This window comes from Rhizobium deserti (genome assembly GCF_004358025.1).
Classification (GTDB): Bacteria; Pseudomonadota; Alphaproteobacteria; order Rhizobiales; family Rhizobiaceae; genus Neorhizobium; species Neorhizobium deserti.
The window spans coordinates 56,552-71,359 of record NZ_SMTL01000004.1 but is presented as its reverse complement, the minus strand read 5'-3'; the positions used below and the strand labels follow the sequence as shown (position 1 = coordinate 71,359).

Here is a 14,808-nt window from a genome sequence, read left to right as displayed (position 1 = left end):
GCAATCGATCTTTCATCACCGGTTCAGCGGCGCTGGTTGTAAACGTCGACACAGACAGCGCCCAGCAGAACCAGCCCCTTGATCACCTGCTGGTAATCAATGCCGATGCCGAGGATGGACATGCCATTGTTCATCACGCCCATCAGGAATGCGCCAATTACCGCACCGGTGACCTTGCCGACGCCGCCATAGGCCGATGCCCCGCCGATGAAGCAGGCTGCAATGACGTCGAGCTCAAAGCCCGTACCGGCCTTCGGCGTGGCGCTGTTCAGGCGAGCTGCAACCACAAGGCCACCAAGTGCTGCCAGAACACCCATATTGACGAAGGTCCAGAACACGAGACGCGTCGCCTTGATGCCCGATAGCTCGGCTGCACGGGCGTTGCCGCCAACCGCATAAATCTGGCGTCCAATAATCGTGCGGTTGGTGAAGAATCCATAGGCGACGATCAGCACAGCCATGATAATCAGAACGTTGGGCATGCCGCGATGCGAGGAGATCAGGTAGGCGACATAGCCGATTGCGGCCAGCACCACGATGTTCTTGCCGATGAAGAAGCCCATTGGCTCGCTCTCGACACCATGCGTGATGCGACGGGCGCGGCTGCGGAAATTCTGCCAGACCAGCGCCAGTGCCAGCAACAGGCCGAGGATGAAGGACGTCAGATAAAGGCCGCCCTCTGAAGAGATAAGCTCGATGACATAGCCGGAAGACAGCTTCTGGAAGATGGGCGGAAATGGACCGATGGCTTGGCTACCAAGGATGGCGATCATGAAACCGCGAAAGACCAGCATCCCCGCAAGAGTGACGATAAATGACGGGATCTTGAAATAGGCGACGAAATAGCCCTGGATTGCACCGATCAATCCGCCCACGACAAGGCAGACGATGATCGACAGCCAGATATCGACACCCCAGCGGACCATCAGCAACCCGGCGAGACCACCGATAAAGCCTGCGACAGACCCAACGGACAGGTCAATATGGCCAGTCACGATGATCAGCAGCATGCCGAGCGCCATGACGACGATATAGGAATTCTGCAGAACAATGTTGGTAATGTTGAGCGGCTTAAGGAGAATGCCGCCGGTTGCGACCTGGAAGAAGATGACGATCGCGACCAGCGAAATCAGCATGCCGTAGTCGCGCAAATTGTCCTTCCAGAAACTCGTCGCCACCTTGGGAGCGGTGATTGCTTCCTGCGGAGTGCTCATAATTATCTCCCTTTGCGACGCATGATAGCGCGCATGATATTTTCCTGCGTTGCCTCTTCGCCGGCTACTTCGCCGACAAACTCGCCTTCATGCATAACCATGATCCTGTCGCATGTGCCGATGAGCTCAGGCATTTCCGAGGAGATCACGATGACAGCCTTACCGGCATCCGCAAGTTCGTTGATGATGGAATAGATTTCGTATTTGGCGCCGACATCGATGCCGCGCGTTGGCTCGTCCAGGATCAGGATGTCAGGCCCCGTGAACAGCCATTTCGACAGAACCACCTTCTGCTGGTTGCCGCCGGAAAGTTTGCCGGTTTCCTGATAAACGTTATGGCTGCGGATTCGCATGCGGGTGCGGAATTCCTGTGCCACCTTCATTTCCTTGATATCGTCAATGACACCTGAGGACGAAACGCCGCCGAGATGCGCCAAAGAGATGTTCTTGCGGATGTCTTCTGCCAGGATGAGACCAAGATGCTTACGGTCTTCCGTAACGTAAGCCAGACCGGCTTTGATGGCACGGTGGACATCCGACGTATCGGCTTCCTTGCCGTGAATCTTCACGGTGCCGGTGATGTCGCGGCCGTAGGTGCGACCGAAAACGCTCATTGCGAACTCAGTGCGGCCGGCGCCCATCAGCCCCGAAATACCGACGACTTCGCCCGCCCTGACCTTCATCGATACGTTCTTGACCATCTGCCGGCTGGAATGCTGCGGATGATAGACGGACCAGTTCTCGACTTCGAAAATGACGTCGCCAATCTTCGGCGTGCGAGCCGGATAGCGGCTCTCGAGATCGCGGTCGACCATGCGGCGGACGATTTCGTCTTCGTCGACAGGACCTTCGTGACAATCGAGCGTGCCCACAGTCCGTCCGTCGCGCAGCACCGTGATCCGGTCGGCGACTTCCGAAATCTCGTTCAGCTTGTGGCTGATCATGATCGAGGTAATACCGTTTCTGCGGAATTCCTTGAGGAGTTCCAGAAGGGCTGCGCTGTCTGTTTCGTTGAGCGAGGCCGTCGGCTCGTCGAGGATCAGCAGGCGTACGTCCTTCGACAGCGCCTTGGCTATTTCCACCAGCTGTTGCTTGCCGACGCCGAGATTGGTGATCAGGGTTTCGGGCGCTTCGGTTAAGCCGACCTTGGCCAGCAGTTCCCTGGTGCGCTTGTAACGCAGGTCGCGGTCGATCACGCCGAACTTGGATGGCCCTTTGGCGAGAAAGATGTTCTCGGCAATGGACATCAGCGGAATGAGCGCGAGCTCCTGATGAATGATGATAATCCCGAGTTTTTCGGAATCGTTGATGTCACGGAAATGGCGCTCGTCTCCGTCGAACAGGATCGAGCCTTCGTAGGAACCATGCGGGTAGACGCCCGACAGCACTTTCATCAGCGTTGACTTGCCGGCGCCGTTTTCGCCGACCAAGGCATGAATTTCGCCTTCCTTGACGGTAAAGCTGACGTCGGAAAGCGCCTTTACGGCGCCAAAACTCTTCGAAATGCCCCGCATTTCAAGAATGGGCGGCTTTTCGGCAAGAGGTACGGGATCAAGCATGACGACTCCCAGATACGAGGAGCCGCGCGGCGTGAAAACGCCGCGCGGCTTATGAATTACTTGACCTGTGCTTCGGTGTAGTAACCGCTGTCGATCAGGATCTTCCAGTTGGACTTGTCGACGACGACCGGCTTCAGCAGGTAGGAAGGAACGACTTTCTTGCCGTTGTCGTAGCTCTTCGTGTCGTTGACCTCAGGCTCCTTGCCGCTCATGGCTGCATCAACCATGTCGACGGTCACCTTGGCGAGGTCGCGGGTGTCCTTGAAGATGGTCGAATACTGCTCGCCGGCAATGATCGACTTGACCGAAGGCACTTCCGCGTCCTGGCCGGATACGAACGGCATTGGCATGTCGCCGCTGCCATAGCCGACGCCCTTCAGCGAAGAAAGGATGCCGATCGAGATGCCGTCATAAGGCGACAGAACCGCGTTCAGCTTCTTGTCTGAATAGGTCGAGGAAAGGATGGCGTCCATGCGCGACTGGGCAGTTGCCGGATCCCAGCGAAGGGTTGCAACCTGATCCATACCGGTCTGGCCGCTGCCGACGACGATCGTGCCCTTGTCGATCAGCGGCTGCAGCACGCTCATCGCACCATTGTAGAAGAAGTAGGCATTGTTGTCGTCCGGCGAACCGCCGAAGAGCTCAATGTTGAACGGGCCCTTTTCGGTATCGGCCTTGAGAGCCTTCACGAGCGAGGTCGCCTGCAGAACGCCGACCTGGAAGTTGTCGAAGGTCGCATAGTAGCTGACATTCGGCGTATCGCGGATCAGGCGGTCATAGGCGATGACCTTGATCTTCTGGTCTGCAGCCTGCTGCAGAACGTCCGACAACGTGGTGCCGTCGATCGAGGCCACAACAAGAACCTTGGCGCCCTTGGTGATCATGTTCTCGATCTGGGAGAGCTGGTTCGGAACGTCGTCTTCAGCATACTGAAGGTCGACGGCGTAACCGCGTTCCTTCAGAACCTTGACCATGTTGTCGCCGTCGGCGATCCAGCGGGCGGAGGACTTGGTCGGCATGGCAACGCCAACGAGACCTTTGTCGGCGGCACCAGCCGGTGCAGCAAATGCAAAACCGGCCAATACCGTAGCAGTCGTCAAAAGCTTAAGAATATTCATTACTACTCCTCCGTTACAGCGGCTCCCTTCGAGCCGCCAGGTTGTAAAGAGGCTGGCTCCTCGCCATCCTCAAAACCCAAGGGGCGTATGTGCCCCCAAGGATCAATGGTTGTCGCGCGGCAGGCCTGCGGTCTGCGCGATGCGCTGATACTTCACCGCCGGCTCCAGCACAGCGCCGGTCTCCATCTGCCCGACGATGCCGCGCTGGATTTCCTGCCAAGGCGTCTGATGCTTCGGATACTGGTAACCGCCCTCTGCTGCAAGTGCCTCGCGACGCTGCTGCAACTCTTCTTCGGAAATCAGGATATCGGCTGTTCCGCGACCAAGGTCGATGCGGACCCGGTCACCGGTGCGCAACAGTGCCAAGCCGCCGCCCGCCGCCGCTTCCGGCGAGGCGTTGAGGATGGACGGGCTACCTGATGTTCCCGACTGACGGCCGTCACCGATGCAGGCAAGCGACGAAATTCCGCGCTTCAGGAGATAGTCCGGTGCCCGCATGTTGACGACTTCGGCCGCCCCCGGATAACCGATCGGCCCGGCACCGCGCATGAACAGCACCGTATGCTCGTCGATCTCCAGCGACGGATCGTCGATGCGGTGGTGGTAGTCTTCCGGACCGTCGAACACGACGGCACGCCCCTCGAAGGCTTCCGGATCGTTCGGGTTGTTGAGGTAGCGCTGGCGGAATTCCGGCGAGATGACACTGGTCTTCATGATCGCAGACGAGAACAGGTTGCCGCGCAGCACACGGAAGCCGGCATGCGCCTTCAGCGGCTCTTCATAGCGGCGGATGACCTTCTCGTCCTCGATGATGGCGCCGCGGCAGTTGTCGCCGATCGTCTTGCCGTTGACCGTCATGGCGTCCTCATTGATGAGGCCCTGACGCATCAGCTGGTTGACGACGGCCGGTACGCCGCCGGCATGATAATAGTCTTCGCCGAGATATTCGCCGGCCGGCTGCAGGTTCACCAGCAGCGGGATTTCTTCGCCGTAAGTCTGCCAGTCGTCGACGGAAAGTTCGACGCCGATGTGACGGGCGAGCGCGTTCAGATGGATCGGTGCATTGGTCGAGCCGCCGATCGCCGAATTCACGCGGATGGCGTTGACGAAGGCGTCCTTCGTCAGGATATCGGAGGGCTTCAGGTCCTCCTTGACCATTTCGACGATGCGCAGGCCGGTCAGATAGGCGACTTCTTGGCGGTCACGATAAGGCGCCGGGATGGCGGCCGAACCGGGTAGCTGCATGCCGAGTGCTTCGGCAAGCGAGTTCATCGTCGTTGCCGTGCCCATCGTATTGCAATAGCCGGTCGACGGTGCCGAGGAGGCGACGAGCTTGACGAAGCCGGCATAGTCGATCTCGCCCTTTGCCAGAAGTTCGCGCGCCTTCCAGACAATCGTGCCGGATCCGGTGCGCTCGCCGCGGAACCAGCCGTTCAACATAGGCCCGACCGAAAGCGCGATCGACGGGATGTTGACCGTTGCCGCGGCCATAAGACAGGCCGGCGTGGTCTTGTCGCAGCCGATCGTCAGGACGACCGCGTCCAGTGGATAACCGTAGAGAATTTCGACAAGGCCAAGATAGGCGAGGTTGCGATCAAGGCCGGCGGTCGGGCGCTTGCCGGTTTCCTGGATCGGGTGGACCGGAAATTCGATCGCGATGCCGCCCGCTTCGCGGATACCTTCGCGCAGGCGATTGGCCAGTTCGAGGTGATGCCGATTGCAGGGCGACAGATCCGAACCGGTTTGGGCGATGCCGATGATAGGTCGGTCGGACTGAAGTTCCGCCTGGCTGAGGCCGAAGTTCATGTAGCGCTCGAGATAGAGCGCCGTCATGTCCACGTTGTCCGGATTGTCGAACCAGGCGCGCGACCGGAGCCTGCGCACTTCCTGGCGGCGCTCTCCAGTCTCGGCGATCTCGGTGGATGGAGCGTTTTCGGAATTGGTCATATCAGTCCTCGAATGCTTCAGTTTGGATGCGCCTGCCCAGCATGAAAGCATCGGCAACATGCACAAGCGGCGAAAAATCGGTGTCGCTGGCGCCCTTGGCTACCAATGATACGAAATCCCGATAGAGATTGCTGTATTCCTTGTCTTCCTCGACCATGCGGGGCTCGCCGTCGACGAAGAGCCGGCTGCCACCATGGGTCAGAACCACCGACCCTTCCTCCGTCTCAACACGGATATCCCAGGTCTGCGGGCCCGTCTGCCGCCAGTCGAACTCGGCTCCCACCGGGATCCCGCTGGCGGTCTCGAACGACAGGCTGGCAGCAATCGGGGCTGCGCGATTGGCCGGAAAAGTGAGCTGCGAGGCAACGAGGTGGAATGTCTCCGGCATGATCCGGGTGACGATCGAAAGGGCGTTGATGCCTGGATCGAAGACGCCGAGACCACCCGGTTCCCAGATCCATGCCTGGCCTGGATGCCAGTGGCGGACATCTTCCTTCCATTCCACGGAGAGGCTACGGATCTTGCGCTGGCCAAGGAGCGCTCGCGCCGGTTCGACCGCTGCGGCCGCACGCGAATGCCAGGTGGAAAACAGGCTTAGGCCTTTGCTCTTGGCAAGCGCTTCGAGAGCATAGACTTCCGAAAGGGTCGCTCCCGGCGGCTTTTCCAGCATGACATGCTTGCCGGCATAGAGAGCCGCCTTGGCCTGGCTGAAACGGCCCTGCGGCGGCGTACAAAGCGACACGGCGTCTATGGCTATGCCTGAAGCCAGCAGATCTTCGATATCCGAGAAACAGGCCACACCGTCCAATTTAGCATTGCGGCTTGCAACCGCTACCAGATCGATACCGCTCGTTGCTTCGATCGCACCGAGGTGCTGGTCCCTGGCGATCTTTCCCAGTCCGACGATGGCGAGACGAATGGATGTCATTGCCGCCTCTCAGAGTGACTTGATCACGACAGGAGTGTCGGCCGCAACAGCAAGGCGGTTCACCAACGGAAGCTGGAATGGCGCCGCCGAGATTTCGAAAACGTCGCCCGGCTCGGTTTTCACACCCTCGGAAAAAGAGAGAGTTGCGGTTCCGAAGAAATGCACATGCAGGTCGCCCGGCTGGCGGAAGAGATCGTACTTGAAGTTATGATGCTCGAGGTTGGCGATCGTGTGCGACATGTTCGCCTCTCCCGAAAGGAAGGGCTTTTCGAAGATCACCTTGTCGCCGCGCAGGATCCGCGACGTGCCTTCGACGTGATCCGGCAGATCGCCGACGAGAAGCTCGGCACCAAGCGCTGCCTGGCGCAGCTTGGAATGGGCGAGCCAGAGGTAATTGCCTTTTTCGGTGACGTGGTCTGAAAACTCGTTGGCCAGACAGTAGCCGAGACGGAACGGCGTGCCGTCCGGCCCAATCAGATAGATTGCCGCCAGCTCCGGCTCTTCGCCGCCGTCCAGCGCGAAGGAAGGCGAGACCAGATCCTCGCCCGTTGCGCGCAGCTGCGTACCATTGCCCTTGTAGAACCATTCCGGCTGGGCACCCACTTCGCCCGCTTTCGGCTTGCCGCCCTCGACGCCCATGAGGAACATGCGCATAGAATCCGTCGGCTTCTCTTCCGACTGCGCAGCCTTATGCATCTTGTCCCGACCCGACGCGGAGCCGAGATGGGTCAGGCCGGTACCAGCGACGATATAATGGGCCGGATCCGGATGACTGACCGGCAGGGCAAACCGGCCTTCGGCGGCAGCGGTTTCGAGGTCGACTTCAGCACCCAGGCCGGCAGCATCGATTTCCTGCGCCAAGCTGCGCCCGGACGTTATCGCCCGCATCGCCAGCTCATAGGTGGACGTCACGCCATTGACGGCACGAGGCTGCCCTTCGCCGCTCCATGTAACAACCTGCATTGCGCCAGCGTTCGCAACCTGAAGAACTCGCAACATGTATTTAACCACCCGAATTTAGTCCGACATAAAGGCAGGGCATCTCCCGATCGCCCGGCCGTTCCTCCCATCGAACCTCCGGATTCGATGCGGTCATTAATACGACTATTGGATTATGCGGAGGCTTGTCAAGAACGGCTAATAGGCGCTTGGTCCCAGCATACGCATAGCTAAAATTATGATTCTCGTTTAAATTTAGGTGGTTAGTGACTGCAGCAATGCAGAGCAGCAGAAAATTTCACCCGTGACTCAATCTGACCCTTTGCAAAAGTAATATTATATGTAAATTCAGCTTTGTCATATGCTTCATCATCTCTGGGAGGATTAAGATGAAACGAGCACTCGTGGCAACGGCCGCCGTTGCCCTTTCCGCATGCCTGGCTTCAGGTGTTTCCGCAAAGTCTCTGACTGTTGGCTTTTCGCAGATCGGATCCGAATCCGGCTGGCGCGCTGCCGAAACCACTGTCACCAAGCAGGAAGCCGAGAAGCGCGGCGTCACGCTGAAATTTGCCGATGCGCAGCAGAAGCAGGAAAATCAGATCAAGGCGATCCGCGGCTTCATCGCCCAAGGCGTCGATGCGATTTTGATCGCTCCGGTCGTTGCAACGGGCTGGGACGCAGTCCTCAAGGAAGCCAAGGAAGAAAACATTCCGGTCATCCTGCTTGACCGCGAGATCGAATCTCCGAAGGACCTTTACCTCACCGCCGTCACCTCGGATCAGGTCTATGAAGGCAAGGTCGCAGGCGACTGGCTTGTCAAGGATGTCGGCTCCAAGGACTGCAAGGTCGTGGAGCTTCAGGGCACGACGGGGTCTTCGCCTGCGATCAACCGCAAGAAGGGATTTGAGCAGGCCATCGCCTCGCATTCCAACATCAAGATCGCTCGCTCGCAGACCGGCGACTTCACCCGCACCAAGGGCAAGGAAGTCATGGAAAGCTTCATCAAGGCTGAAGGCGGCGGCAAGAGCATCTGCGCCGTCTATGCTCACAACGACGACATGGCCGTCGGAGCGATCCAGGCCATCAAGGAAGCCGGACTGAAGCCGGGAACCGACATCAAGGTGGTTTCTATCGACGCAGTTCCTGACATCTTCCAGGCCATGGCCAAGGGAGAGGCCAACGCGACAGTCGAACTGACGCCGAACATGGCTGGCCCCGCCTTCGATGCGCTGGATGCGTATCTCAAGGACAAGAAGGAACCGAAGAAGTGGATCCAGACGGAATCCAAGCTGTACACGCAGAAGGATGATCCGATGAAGGTCTACGAAGCCAAGAAAGGCCTTGGCTACTGATCCCTGTCCGCCGGCCCTCTGACATCCGGGCCGGCACCTTCAGTGACCGGGGCGGCAGCCTTTGCCGCTCCGGTTGTTTGGCAGACACGGGATTGAAATCATGACGGAACCTGATCTTCTTCTTGAGGCCCGGGGCATTGGCAAGTCCTTCCTCGGTATTGCAGCGCTTGACGGCGTGGACTTCACCCTGGGGCGCGGGGAGATCCATGCGCTGCTTGGTGAAAACGGTGCAGGCAAATCCACTCTCATCAAGATATTGACCGGCGTTTATACCCGTGACCAGGGCGCTATGCGGCTAGACGGCACGGACGTCGCTCCCGCCTCCGTCGCAGATGCACAGTCGCTCGGCATCGGCACGGTTTACCAGGAGGTCAACCTTCTCGAAAACCTGACGGTCGCGGAAAACCTGTTTCTCGGCCGCCAGCCGCGCCGCTTCGGCGTGATCAATCGCGCCGAAATGCGCCGCCGTTCCATTGCGCTGCTGGCCCGCTACGGATTGAACATCGACGTCGATGCGCTTCTGTCTTCCTACTCGGTCGCCATCCGCCAGATTATCGCGATCGCCCGCGCCGTCGATCTTTCGGGAAAAGTTCTGGTGCTCGACGAACCAACCGCCAGCCTCGACGCCCATGAAGTGGACATGCTGTTCGACGTCCTGCGCCGTCTGCGCCAGGACGGGCTGGGCATCATCATCATCACGCACTTTCTCAACCAGGTCTATGCGGTTGCCGACCGGGTCACGGTCCTGCGCAACGGCCGGCTTGTCGGGACCCGCGAACTCGCGGATCTGCCCCGCCTCGAGCTGATCTCGATGATGCTCGGGCGCGAGCTGCAGCACATTACCGGCGAGCGCCATGTTCAGGACGAAAGCATTGCAAAAGGGGAAGCGCCGATCCGCTTCAGCGGCTATGGAAAGCGGGGCAGCATCGCCCCCTTTGACCTTGATATTCGTCCCGGAGAGGTGGTCGGCATAGCCGGCTTGCTGGGCTCGGGCCGCACCGAAACCGCATTCCTGCTTTTCGGCATCGACCGGGCCGATAGCGGATCCGCCACGATCGACGGCCGGCCCGTTACGCTCTCGTCGCCGGAAGCAGCCATCGCCAACGGTTTTGGCTTTGCGCCCGAGGAGCGAAAAACGGACGGTATCATTGGCGACTTCTCGGTTGCCGACAACATTGCCCTTGCGCTGCAGGCGAGACAGGGTTGGGCAAAGCCGATTTCATCGCGCGAGAAGGCCGCCTTGGCCGCAAGCTACATCAAGTCGCTCGACATTCGCCCGGCGGATGCCGAGCGCCCGATCAAGTTCCTGTCCGGCGGCAATCAGCAGAAGGCGGTGCTGGCGAGGTGGCTGGCGACCGAGCCACGGCTGCTTATCCTCGACGAACCCACCCGCGGCATCGATATCGGCGCCCATGCGGAGATACTGAAGATGATCGAGCGGCTATGCGCCGACGGCATGTCGCTGATCGTGATTTCTTCGGAGCTCGAGGAACTGACGGCGGTCGCGCATCGCGTCATCGTACTTGCCGACCGCCGCCACGTCGCCGAGCTTTCGGGCGAACAGGTCACCGCAGACAATATCATGCAGGCAATCGCCGCACCGACCAGGACGGAGGCTGCCTGATGAACCGCATCACCAAACGGCTGCGCCGGCTTGCCCCCCAGCTGATCGCGCTGGCGGTCATCCTGGCGCTGATCACTGCCGTTGCACCGGGTTTCCTGACGCTCTCGGTTCAGAACGGACGCATCTACGGCAGTCTGGTCGATATTCTCGTTCGCGCGGCGCCCGTTGCTCTTCTGACGGTAGGCATGACGCTGGTGATCGCCACCCGAGGCATCGATCTTTCGATCGGCGCCGTCATTGCCATCTGCGGCGCCATCGCAGCGACTTTGATCACCCAGGATTACCCGCTTTGGATGGTGGTCCTGATATCGCTTGGCGTCGGCCTTGCTTGCGGCCTCTGGAATGGCGTGCTTGTCGCCCTCCTGGACATCCAGCCGATCATCGCCACCTTGATCCTCATGGTCGCCGGCCGCGGCATCGCCCAGCTTGTCACCGAAGGCGCCATCCTTACCTTCAACAACGACCTTTTCTCGCAACTCGGTTCAGGCACGCTCGCCGGGATCCCCATTCCTATCTATCTGTGGATCGGCACTGCCTTGCTGATCGGTCTCCTCGTGCGCAGGTCTGCGCTCGGCTTCCTGATCGAGGCGACCGGCATCAACCGCCGCGCCGCGACACTGGCCGGCGTGCGCGCCCGGTTCCTGCTGTTCTTCGTTTATGCAATTTCCGGAATATGCGCCGCGATCGCCGGCCTGATCGTTACCGCAGATATCCGCGGCGCCGATGCCAACAATGCTGGCCTCTGGCTCGAGCTCGATGCGATCCTCGCGGTCGTGATCGGCGGCACGTCGCTGAACGGCGGCCGATTCTCGATTACCGCCTCGCTAATCGGCGCACTGATCATTCAGACGGTCAATATCGGCATCTTGGTCGCCGGCTTCCCGCCCGAATTCAACCCGATCATCAAGGCAGTCATCATCATCATCGTGCTGACCTTGCAGTCGCCCGCCGTCATGACCCTGCTTGGCTTTGTCAGGGCGCAAAGGCACCAGCCGCAATCCTCTGCAAAGGCTTCGCCAAAGGCCGAAGGAGCGGCGCAATGATCCATACCCGCAACCTTCCCTTCGTCACCACGCTCGGCATCTTCGTAATCGCCTACGCTCTTTGCTTTCTGCAGTTCCCAAACATGCTGTCGACGCGGGTCATCGGCAATCTGCTGACGGACAATGCGTTCCTTGGCATTGCTGCGGTCGGGATGACCTTCGTCATCCTCTCCGGCGGCATCGACCTGTCGATCGGCTCGGTGATCGCCTTCACCAGCGTCTTCGTCGCCGTGATGGTCGGATCGCTTGGGGTCCACCCGCTCGTTGCTTTCCTCGCCGTCCTGGTCATTTCGACCGTCTTCGGCAGCCTCATGGGGGCGATGATCCGATATCTCGGCATCCCGCCTTTCGTCGTGACGCTCGCCGGCATGTTCCTGGCGCGCGGCGCCGCCTACCTGATATCCACTCAATCGGTGCCGATTTCCCATGAGGTGATCGACGCAATCCAGGGCTTCTACTTCCGCTTTCCGGGTGGCGGCCGTCTGACGGCGCTCGCCATGCTGATGCTGCTCGTCTTCATCGTCGGAGCCTTCATTGCCGGCCGAACCCGCTTCGGCGCCAATGTCTATGCAATCGGAGGCAACCTTCAATCTGCCGAATTGATGGGCGTTTCGATCGGCTCCACGACCATCGGCATCTATGCCCTGTCCGGCTTTCTGTCGGGTCTCGCAGGCATTGCCTATACGCTATACACCTCGTCCGGCTATTCGCTCGCAACCGTCGGCGTCGAGCTTGACGCCATCGCAGCGGTGGTCATCGGCGGCACGCTTCTGACAGGCGGCGTTGGCCTCGTGGCCGGAACATTTGTCGGCGTGCTCATCCAGGGACTGATCCAGACCTATATCGTCTTCGACGGGACATTGTCTTCGTGGTGGACGAAAATCGTCATCGGCATTCTGCTCTTCGTCTTCATCGTGCTACAGCGCGGGATCATCTGGCTTTCGAACAGGCGATTGGCCGAAGCCCGGCTCAAGGAGGTTTGATTGGGTTTGCTGGAGACGACCATCAACGGCCGGAAGCGTCGCAGCAACCACGCGCATGTGGTGGCTGAGCTTGGCCGGGGGATCGTGTCCGGCAAGATACCTGAAGGATCGCTTCTGCCCGGCGATACCGAGCTTTCCGCTCGCTTCGGCGTGTCCCGCACCGTGCTGCGCGAATCGATGAAGACACTGTCCGCAAAGCGGTTGGTGGAAGCCAAGGCGAAGGTCGGCACGCGCGTGCTCGACAAGGCGAGCTGGAATTTCTTCGATTCGGATGTGCTGGGCTGGCGCTTCGAAGCGGGGCTCGATTTTGAATTCATCGAGCATCTAGCCGAAATGCGGATGGCACTGGAGCCGGCGGCGGCAGCGGCGGCGGCACTTCGTGCCACCAGCGACGACTTCGTCTCGCTTTATGCAATCGCCGCCAAGTTCGATGACCTTGCCCATACGCCAGAAACCATCGCCAAGGTGGACCTGGAATTCCATCTGGCGATCGCCCGCATGTCCGGCAATCCATTCATGCGCTCTGCAAGCGCCCTCATCGAAGCCGCGCTCGCCATCTCATTCCAGCTTTCATCGCCAGCCGCGTCTCCCGAAACCATCGATGAGGTTGCGACCAATCACCTTCGTATCGTGCATGCCATTGCCTCACGCGATCCTCAAAAGGCAATCAAGGCCATGCGGCACGTCATCGATATCGGCAAGATCCGGATCCGCAATTCTCTGCAGGCGTCCGGGCAGACGGCCGGGGAACGCGTCGACAGCCTGGCGTCGAACTAAACCCCCATCGGGATCGTCTCAGACGATCCCGCCCCCGCCGCTGAAAGATGCGGGGCGCTCCAGCGCCACCTTCTTGCGATAGCCGCTGGCGCGATAGGCCGATATCGGATCGATGGCACCGCCAGCCCGCCGGCGGGCCTCGGCAAGGATCGGCTCGACGTCAGTGCGATAAGCCTGCTTGAGGGTTTCGGAGGCCATCAAGGCATCATTGTCCGCCTGGTAACCGTCAAGCGCCTCGCGATCGACCAGCAGCGCCTGGGCATAGGCGCGGCGGATCTCGTTGGCACTGGAGATCAGGCTCTCGATCGGATCGGTGACATTGTGAGACTGGTCGATCATGTGGGCCGGATGGAAGCCGCCCACGCCCCGATGTTCGGCATCGACCAGTTCGTTGAAGACGAGGAAAAGTCGGTAGGGATCGATTGCGCCGGCATCGAGATCGTCGTCGCCATACTTCGAATCGTTGAAATGGAAGCCGCCGAGCTTGCCGAACTGGATCAGCCGGGCGACGATCATCTCTATATTCGTGTTCGGCGCGTGATGACCGAGATCGACGAGACACATTGCCTTCGGTCCAAGCGTATTGGCGATCAGGTAATTGGTGCCCCAGTCCTGAACCACGGTGGAATAGAAAGCCGGCTCATACATCTTGTGTTCGGAAAACAGACGCCAGTCATCCGGCAGCGCCTCGTAGATCTCCGCCATCGACGCGAGATAGCGCTCGAAACTGCGGGTAAAATGGCTCTGGCCCGGGAAATTCGAGCCGTCGCCGATCCAGACCGTCAGCGCCTTCGAGCCGATCGCCTTGCCGATTTCGATGCATTCGAGATTGTGCTCGATGGCTTGGGCACGGGTCGACGCGTCCGTATGGCTGAGCGAGCCGTATTTATAAGAATGCGCCTGCCCGACGGCGTCAGAGAACGTATTGGAATTCATCGCATCAAAGCCGAGGCCGAGCGCATCGCCTTTGGCTTTAAGTTCCGTCAGGTCTGCCTTGTCCCACGGGACATGCAGCGAGACTGTTGGAGTCGCCTGCGTCAACTGATGTATGACCGCACAGTCATCCAACTTGTCGAAAATACTCCGCGGCTCTCCCTGCCCCGGAAAGCGGGCAAACCGCGTACCGCCCGTACCGACACCCCAGGATGGCACCGCAACAAAGAATTCCGAGACCTGGGCAGTGATGGATTCGATATCCGTCCCGCGGCGCCCAAACTTCTCGCCAAGCGCTTCGTAGTCGGATTTCAACCAAGCCGCATTCTTGTCGTTCTGAGCCGAGACCAGATCCGACGCGATTTTAAGCTCAACCATATCTTCCTCCCTG

Annotated in this window: 12 protein-coding genes; 5 read left to right on the top strand and 7 right to left on the bottom strand. The window is 59.7% G+C overall.

Annotated elements, in window-relative coordinates; all coding sequences use genetic code 11:
- Window positions 1-23: 23 nt before the first annotated feature.
- The 6 genes from mmsB to araD1 form a co-directional block, all read right to left on the bottom strand.
- Window positions 24-1,214, bottom strand: a complete 1,191-nt coding sequence (gene mmsB / locus E2F50_RS16075) for a multiple monosaccharide ABC transporter permease (RefSeq protein WP_133317200.1) — start codon at window positions 1,212-1,214, stop codon at window positions 24-26.
- Window positions 1,215-1,216: 2 nt separating this feature from the next.
- Window positions 1,217-2,773: a multiple monosaccharide ABC transporter ATP-binding protein gene (gene mmsA, locus E2F50_RS16070; RefSeq protein ID WP_133317199.1), complete on the bottom strand. Its 1,557-nt coding sequence runs from the start codon at window positions 2,771-2,773 to the stop codon at window positions 1,217-1,219.
- A 56-nt stretch (window positions 2,774-2,829) separates the two neighbouring features.
- Window positions 2,830-3,891 carry a multiple monosaccharide ABC transporter substrate-binding protein gene (chvE, locus tag E2F50_RS16065; protein WP_133317198.1) on the bottom strand — a complete coding sequence of 354 codons (1,062 nt, stop codon included), beginning with the start codon at window positions 3,889-3,891 and terminating at the stop codon, window positions 2,830-2,832.
- Window positions 3,892-3,993: 102 nt separating this feature from the next.
- Window positions 3,994-5,838: an IlvD/Edd family dehydratase gene (locus E2F50_RS16060; protein WP_133317197.1), complete on the bottom strand. Its 1,845-nt coding sequence runs from the start codon at window positions 5,836-5,838 to the stop codon at window positions 3,994-3,996.
- 1 nt (window position 5,839) lies between these two features.
- Window positions 5,840-6,766, bottom strand: a complete 927-nt coding sequence (locus E2F50_RS16055) for a Gfo/Idh/MocA family protein (RefSeq protein WP_133317196.1) — start codon at window positions 6,764-6,766, stop codon at window positions 5,840-5,842.
- Between the two features lie 9 nt (window positions 6,767-6,775).
- The gene (gene araD1 / locus E2F50_RS16050; protein WP_133317195.1) at window positions 6,776-7,765 is read right to left on the bottom strand and encodes an AraD1 family protein; all 990 of its coding nucleotides are present in this window, start codon (window positions 7,763-7,765) and stop codon (window positions 6,776-6,778) included.
- A gap of 329 nt (window positions 7,766-8,094) precedes the next feature.
- Here araD1 and ytfQ point away from each other — a divergent pair, with 329 nt between their 5' ends.
- The 5 genes from ytfQ (at window position 8,095) to E2F50_RS16025 (ending at window position 13,484) form a co-directional block, all read left to right on the top strand.
- Entirely contained in the window at window positions 8,095-9,057 is a 963-nt protein-coding gene (ytfQ, locus tag E2F50_RS16045) for a galactofuranose ABC transporter, galactofuranose-binding protein YtfQ (RefSeq protein WP_133317194.1), read from the top strand.
- Between the two features lie 100 nt (window positions 9,058-9,157).
- Window positions 9,158-10,681 (top strand): sugar ABC transporter ATP-binding protein, encoded by a 1,524-nt coding sequence (locus E2F50_RS16040; RefSeq protein WP_133317193.1) that lies wholly within the window; start codon window positions 9,158-9,160, stop codon window positions 10,679-10,681.
- Entirely contained in the window at window positions 10,681-11,724 is a 1,044-nt protein-coding gene (locus tag E2F50_RS16035; RefSeq protein WP_161974181.1) for an ABC transporter permease, read from the top strand. The genes E2F50_RS16040 and E2F50_RS16035 overlap by 1 nt, the downstream gene beginning before the upstream one ends.
- Window positions 11,721-12,707: a galactofuranose ABC transporter, permease protein YjfF gene (yjfF, locus tag E2F50_RS16030; protein WP_133317192.1), complete on the top strand. Its 987-nt coding sequence runs from the start codon at window positions 11,721-11,723 to the stop codon at window positions 12,705-12,707. Before E2F50_RS16035 ends, yjfF begins: the two co-directional genes overlap by 4 nt.
- Entirely contained in the window at window positions 12,708-13,484 is a 777-nt protein-coding gene (locus E2F50_RS16025) for a FadR/GntR family transcriptional regulator (RefSeq protein WP_133317191.1), read from the top strand.
- Between the two features lie 18 nt (window positions 13,485-13,502).
- On the opposite strand, the gene rhaI is transcribed toward E2F50_RS16025, so the two are convergent.
- Window positions 13,503-14,795: an L-rhamnose catabolism isomerase gene (gene rhaI, locus E2F50_RS16020; RefSeq protein WP_133317190.1), complete on the bottom strand. Its 1,293-nt coding sequence runs from the start codon at window positions 14,793-14,795 to the stop codon at window positions 13,503-13,505.
- Window positions 14,796-14,808: the final 13 nt, after the last annotated feature.

Coding starts and splice junctions, on each gene's coding strand:
- mmsB (WP_133317200.1), bottom strand. CDS start 1,214: ATGAGCACTCCGCAGGAAGCAATCACCGCTCCCAAGGTGGCGACGAGT.
- mmsA (WP_133317199.1), bottom strand. CDS start 2,773: ATGCTTGATCCCGTACCTCTTGCCGAAAAGCCGCCCATTCTTGAAATG.
- chvE (WP_133317198.1), bottom strand. CDS start 3,891: ATGAATATTCTTAAGCTTTTGACGACTGCTACGGTATTGGCCGGTTTT.
- E2F50_RS16060 (WP_133317197.1), bottom strand. CDS start 5,838: ATGACCAATTCCGAAAACGCTCCATCCACCGAGATCGCCGAGACTGGA.
- E2F50_RS16055 (WP_133317196.1), bottom strand. CDS start 6,766: ATGACATCCATTCGTCTCGCCATCGTCGGACTGGGAAAGATCGCCAGG.
- araD1 (WP_133317195.1), bottom strand. CDS start 7,765: ATGTTGCGAGTTCTTCAGGTTGCGAACGCTGGCGCAATGCAGGTTGTT.
- ytfQ (WP_133317194.1), top strand. CDS start 8,095: ATGAAACGAGCACTCGTGGCAACGGCCGCCGTTGCCCTTTCCGCATGC.
- E2F50_RS16040 (WP_133317193.1), top strand. CDS start 9,158: ATGACGGAACCTGATCTTCTTCTTGAGGCCCGGGGCATTGGCAAGTCC.
- E2F50_RS16035 (WP_161974181.1), top strand. CDS start 10,681: ATGAACCGCATCACCAAACGGCTGCGCCGGCTTGCCCCCCAGCTGATC.
- yjfF (WP_133317192.1), top strand. CDS start 11,721: ATGATCCATACCCGCAACCTTCCCTTCGTCACCACGCTCGGCATCTTC.
- rhaI (WP_133317190.1), bottom strand. CDS start 14,795: ATGGTTGAGCTTAAAATCGCGTCGGATCTGGTCTCGGCTCAGAACGAC.